This window comes from uncultured Corynebacterium sp., from assembly GCF_902782855.1.
GTDB lineage: Bacteria > Actinomycetota > Actinomycetes > Mycobacteriales > Mycobacteriaceae > Corynebacterium.
In genome coordinates, this window is record NZ_CACZOO010000161.1 from 1 (window position 1) to 2681 (window position 2681).

General features: G+C 70.2%; 2 protein-coding genes. One reads left to right on the forward strand and one right to left on the reverse strand.

Features of this window, described 5'->3' with window-relative positions:
* A partial coding sequence (locus tag QZV72_RS07400) for an ATP-dependent Clp protease ATP-binding subunit (RefSeq protein ID WP_297006765.1) occupies positions 1-1690 on the forward strand: 1690 nt, incomplete at its 5' end.
* 85 nt (positions 1691-1775) lie between these two features.
* On the opposite strand, the gene QZV72_RS07405 is transcribed toward QZV72_RS07400, so the two are convergent.
* Positions 1776-2330 carry a hypothetical protein gene (locus QZV72_RS07405; protein WP_297006769.1) on the reverse strand — a complete coding sequence of 185 codons (555 nt, stop codon included), beginning with the start codon at positions 2328-2330 and terminating at the stop codon, positions 1776-1778.
* Between the last annotated feature and the right edge of the window lie 351 nt (positions 2331-2681).

Consider the following 2681-nt stretch of genomic DNA (forward strand, 5'->3'; position numbering starts at 1 on the left):
CAACATGATCAAACCGATGCTCGCCCGGGGTGAGCTGCGCCTGGTCGGCGCCACGACCCTCGACGAGTACCGCAAGTACATCGAGAAGGACGCCGCCCTGGAGCGCCGCTTCCAGCAGGTCTACGTCGGCGAACCGACGGTGGAGGACACGATCGGCATCCTCCGCGGCCTCAAGGAGCGCTACGAGGTCCACCACGGCGTCCGGATCCAGGACTCCGCCCTGGTCGCCGCCGCGACCCTGTCGGACCGCTACATCACCAGCCGGTTCCTGCCGGACAAGGCCATCGACCTCGTCGACGAGGCCGGCTCCCGGCTGCGCATGGAGATCGACTCCCGCCCGGAGGAGATCGACGACGCCGAGCGCATCGTCCGTCGCCTCGAGATCGAGGAGATGGCGCTGAGTCAGGAGACCGACGAGGCCTCCAAGGACCGCCTGGTCAAACTGCGCGCTGAACTGGAGGACGAGCGTGAGAAGCTCTCCGGTCTCACCGCCCGCTGGGAGAACGAGAAGGGCTCCATCGACGCGGTCCGTTCCCTCAAGGAGGAACTGGACGGTCTGAAGACCGAGTCCGAGATCGCCGAGCGTGACGGTGACTACGCCCGTGTCGCCGAGCTGCGCTACGGCCGTATCCCGGAGCTGGAGAAGGAGCTCGCCGAGGCCGAGGCCTCCGCCGCCAGGGCGGAGGAGGACCGCATGCTCACCGAGGAGGTCACCCCGGACACCATCGCCGAGGTCGTCTCCGCGTGGACCGGTGTGCCCGCCGGCAAGATGCTGCAGGGTGAGACCGAGAAGCTGCTCGCCATGGAGCAGGTGCTGGGTGGTCGTGTCGTCGGCCAGTCCGACGCCGTCACCGCCGTGTCTGACGCGGTGCGTCGGTCCCGGGCCGGTGTCGCCGACCCGAACCGCCCGACCGGTTCCTTCCTCTTCCTGGGCCCGACCGGTGTCGGCAAGACCGAGCTGGCGAAGGCGCTGGCGGAGTTCCTCTTCGACGACGACCACGCCATGGTCCGGATCGACATGTCCGAGTACGGCGAGAAGCACTCCGTGGCGCGGCTCGTCGGCGCTCCCCCCGGATACGTCGGCTACGACGCCGGCGGGCAGCTCACCGAGGCGGTGCGGCGTCGCCCGTACACCGTGGTGCTGTTCGACGAGGTCGAGAAGGCGCACCCGGACGTCTTCGATGTGCTGCTGCAGGTCCTCGACGAGGGTCGTCTGACCGACGGCCAGGGTCGGACGGTGGACTTCCGCAACACCATCCTGATCCTCACCTCGAACCTCGGTGCCGGTGGCACGGACGAGCAGGTGATGGACGCGGTGAAGCACGCCTTCAAGCCGGAGTTCATCAACCGCCTCGACGACGTGGTCATCTTCGACGCCCTGTCCGCCGAGCAGCTGAAGTCCATCGTGGATATCCAGGTCCGGCAGCTCGCCGAGCGGCTCGCCGCCCGCCGGCTGGACCTGCGGGTCACCGAGGCGGCGAAGGCGTGGCTCGCCGACCGTGGTTACGAGCCCGCGTACGGTGCCCGCCCGCTGCGCCGCCTGATCCAGAAGGCGATCGGTGACGCACTGGCGAAGAAGCTGCTCGCCGGTGAGGTCCGCGACGGTGACACGGTGCAGGTCGATGTTGACCCGCACCTCGCCGACGGAGTGGATTCCCTGGTCATCGAGGCCGTCGCCCACGAGGAGTAGGTTCCCGGCGGAGGCGGCCCCCCCGGCCGCGCCCCGGGTGGGGGTGAACGGCTGGAGGGGTGAACGGCTGGGGAGCCAGGGGGGATCATCGGGACAGGAGGTGGAGCACGCCGGCCGCGCCGGCGACCACCACCCCCACATTGATCACGGCACTGACCACACCCCAGAACACCAGTCGTCGGCGGTCCACACCGGCGACGGCGAGGACGAAGGTGTTCAGTGCGACGGGGGAGACGAAACCGCACAGCACCATGGCCGGCCCCAGGCCGTAGCGGTCGACCCTGGCCAGGACACGGGAGGCGGCGTCCCTCCGGCGGGAAGGGACCCGTGCAGCGGGATCCGGGCTCTCCTGCGCACCTCCCCCGGCCCGGCGTCGTGCGGCGATCCGGGCACCCCACACCGCAGCAGCCCAGGCTGCCAGGGCCGTACCCCCGGCGGCGGCGAGGAAGGTGAGCTCCCAGTCCACACCCGCGACCATGCCGATGCCCGCGGCGATGTCGCCCTCGACCACCGGGATGACGGAGAGCAGGAAGACCACGGCGATCTGCAGGACGCGGGGGCGGGCGTCCACCCAGACCTGCAGAGCGGCGACGGCCGCGTCCGCGTGGGCCCCGATCGTGTCCAGCACATCGTGAAGCACGGGAGCGATGCTAGTCCTCCACGGGCGCACAGGTCCGACATCTGCCACATCCGCCCGGTGCACTCCGCCGCACGACCCGTGACGACCCTTTCCGCCGGCGAAGACCGGGGAAGACCGGGGACCGGTACGGTGACCCGTTCCCGGGTCCGGCGGTCTGCGGCGGATCGCGCGCGAACGTGACCGGCAGTGGGCACCGCCCCTGCCTACTCCCTGCGGCGCATCCGCATCCGGCGCCGGGCCATGTCCCGGGCCAGTGTCATCGGCTGACGCAGTTTGCGTTGGGCGGCCCAGGAGAAGTCCTGGGTACCCGGCAGCTTCCAACCCCGCCAGTACGACAGGATCATCATCCCG